This is a genomic window from Nocardia sp. NPDC004722 (assembly GCF_053601505.1).
In genome coordinates this window covers 1-3,031 of sequence record NZ_JBSGBY010000815.1, presented here as the reverse complement: position 1 = coordinate 3,031, position 3,031 = coordinate 1, and the positions used below count along the sequence as shown (strand labels likewise).

The window sequence follows — 3,031 nt, the reverse complement described above, 5'->3', positions numbered from 1 at the left end:
CGGCGCTGGCTGGAACTCGAGGAAGCGGACTTCGAGGTGACCGGCACACTCGGCCGGTACCCGGTCGGGGCCTTGCACGCCACCGGATCCGTCGCCGACGTGTACCGCAGCGGATCGGATCGGGTCGTGAAGATCCCGCGCCGCGCGGCCGCCAACCGGCTGCTGTCCGGTGAGCGAAACGCGTTGCACGACATCGCGACTGTGACCGAGCAGCACGGGTGGCTGCGGCCGTACTTCCCCGAACTCGTCGACACCGTCGACCATCTCGACTCCGCCACCGGGGAACACCGGACGGTGAACGTGCTCGCCGCGCTGACCGACGAATTCATCACCCTGGAGGACATCCGGGCCGCCTATCCCGGCGGCCTGGATCCCCGCGACTACGCCTGGATGCATCGCCGCCTGCTGCGGTGCCTGGCCGGTGTCGAGCTGGCGGGCTGGGTGCACACCGCGATCAGCCCGGCCAATGTGCTGGTGCATCCGCGATTGCACGGAATCGTGCTGGTGGGCTGGTCTTTCGCGACCCGGCCCGGTCAGCCCGCGGCGGCGACGCTGAAGTCGCTGGACTATCCCCCGGAGATCCGCGACCGGGTCTCCCCCGCCACCGACGTGTATCTCGCGCATCGCCTGCTGCTCACCATGCTCGGCGACCGCGCGCCCGCGCCGATGCGCGCCTACGCCGCCGGCTGCCTGCAATCCGATCAGAGGCTGCGGCCCGACGCCGCGGACCTGCTCGACGAATTCGACGACCTGCTCGACCGGCTCTACGGGAAGCGCCGCTTCCGGCCCTTCGAGCTCACGAAAGGTAAGTGATAGCAATGGGTTACGGAAGCTGGGACGACCGCGCCTACGACGCGGCGCGGACCTTCCGCGCGGCGAAGGGACTCGACGACTTCGGCTACACCGCCGATATGCGGTCGGTGCCGTGGGACAAGTGGAAGGCGCACCCCACCCTGGATCCGCTGGGCGTCGACGTGCGGGAGTCGAGAGACTCGGCCGACCACGGGAATTCGCTGCCGATCGCGGTGCTGTTCGACGTCACCGGGTCGATGGGCAGCGTGCCGCGCATCATGCAGGAGAAGCTGGCCAAGCTGCACGGGCTGCTGCAGCGCAAGGGGTATGCCGACGATCCGCAGATCCTGTTCGGGGCCATCGGCGACGCCGACAGCGACCGGGTGCCGTTGCAGGTCGGGCAGTTCGAATCCGACAACCGGATGGACGAGCAGCTGCGGCTGATCCTCCTGGAAGGCGGCGGGGGCGGGCAGAAGTCCGAAAGCTACGAGCTGGCCGCGTATTTCATCGCCCGGCACACCGCCACCGACGCCTGGGACAAGCGCGGCCAGAAGGGCTACCTGTTCGTCGTCGGCGACGAGTTGAACAAGAAGCGGTTGACCGCCACGCACATTCGCACCGTGATCGGCGACGACGTGCCCAGCGATATCGCGGTCGACTCCGTCTACCGGGAGCTGGCCGACCGCTGGCACGTGCACTTCATCCTGCCCAATCAGTCCAGCTACTACCAGGATCCGGAGATCGCCGAGCACTGGCAGGGCCTGCTGGGCGAGCGTTTCCTGCGTCTGGACGATCCGGCGGCGGTGTGCGAGCTCATCGCGCTGACCATCGGCATCGGCGAGGACCGGGTCGATCTCGGGGCCGGGCTGGCCGACCTGCGCGATATCGGCTCGACCAGCGAGGCGGACGCGGTGGGCAAGGCGCTCGCGCCGCTGGGCGGGGCACGGCGCGGACACAGCGTCGGCGCATTGCCCGCCGCCACCGGGACCGACGACGTCGATCTCTGATCACACACGAGAAGCGAAGGGACAGCTCATGTTCGGCGACCGCCACCTCATCGTGGTCGATCTCGGTTTCGGCGATGCCGGTAAGGGCGCCACCGTCGACTGGCTGTGCTCCGCGGCGGCCGGGCTCGACGTGGCCGCCGTGGTGCGGTTCAACGGCGGGGCGCAGGCCGCCCACAATGTGATCGCCGACGGCCGCCACCACACCTTCCGGCAGTTCGGGTCCGGCACCCTGTCGGGGGTTCCGACCCTGCTGTCGCGGCACATGCTGGTCGAACCGCTGGCGCTGGCCGCCGAGGCGCGCGAACTCGCCGCCCTCGGGGTCGCCGATCCGCTGTCGCTGCTCTACGTGGACGAGCGGGCCCTGCTCACCACGCCGATCCATGGGGCCGCCAACCGTTGCCGGGAGGATACGAGGGGTACTTCCCGGCACGGTTCGTGCGGCATCGGCATCGGCGAGACCGCGCGCTACGCGCTCGACCACGACGCGCCCCGGGTCGCCGACTGCCGACGGCCGGAGGTGTTGCGGCGCAAGCTGATCGCGCTGGAGCGGCACTATGCGCCGCTGCTCGCGACCGGTCGCCACCGCTACGACGCGATCGATGATCTCGTCGACGCCTACACCGCCTTCGCGGGAGCGGTGGCGATCCTGCCCGGCGATCAACTCGCCGCCTTCGCCCGCACCGGGCGGCTGGTGTTCGAGGGCGCGCAGGGCGTGCTGCTCGACGAATGGCGCGGCACCCACCCGTACACCACCTGGTCGACCGTCGAACCCCGCAAGGCGCGCGCCATGCTCGCGCGCATCGGGGAACCCGGGTATGTGCTGGGCGTGACTCGCGCGTACATGACCCGCCACGGCGCGGGACCTTTCCCGACCGAGGACCCTCGGCTCTCGATTCCGGAGGCGCACAACGCAACCGGGGAATATCAGGGCGGCTTCCGGCGCGGGCACCTCGATCCGCTGCTGCTGCGCTACGCCGTCGACGCCTGCGGCGGCGTCGACGGGCTCGCGGTCAATCACCTCGACGCGGTCGGCGCGAGCCGTTCGGCGGGCCGTGAAATCCGCACGGCCACCGGATATCTCACGGCCGACGGCTGCGTGGACCGGCTGCCGCTCGGCGTCTGGCAGGATCTCGACCATCAGCAAGCCCTGACCGACCTGCTCACCACCGCCACGCCGGCCCTGTCCGCGCTGCCCGCCGACGTGCCCGGCTACCTCGAAACCGTGCTCGGCG

3 protein-coding genes are annotated in these 3,031 nt (G+C 70.2%); all 3 read left to right on the top strand.

Going from position 1 to position 3,031, the window contains the following annotated elements:
* On the top strand, positions 1 to 813 hold an 813-nt coding region (locus tag ACWELQ_RS42355), incomplete at its 5' end, for a hypothetical protein (protein WP_452402622.1).
* Between the two features lie 5 nt (positions 814 to 818).
* On the top strand, positions 819 to 1,799 hold the full coding sequence (locus ACWELQ_RS42350) for a hypothetical protein (RefSeq protein ID WP_452402621.1): 981 nt from the start codon (positions 819 to 821) through the stop codon (positions 1,797 to 1,799).
* A 28-nt stretch (positions 1,800 to 1,827) separates the two neighbouring features.
* Positions 1,828 to 3,031: adenylosuccinate synthetase (locus ACWELQ_RS42345; protein WP_452402620.1), on the top strand; the 1,204-nt coding region annotated here is incomplete at its 3' end.

Coding starts and splice junctions, on each gene's coding strand:
- ACWELQ_RS42350 (WP_452402621.1), top strand. CDS start 819: ATGGGTTACGGAAGCTGGGACGACCGCGCCTACGACGCGGCGCGGACC.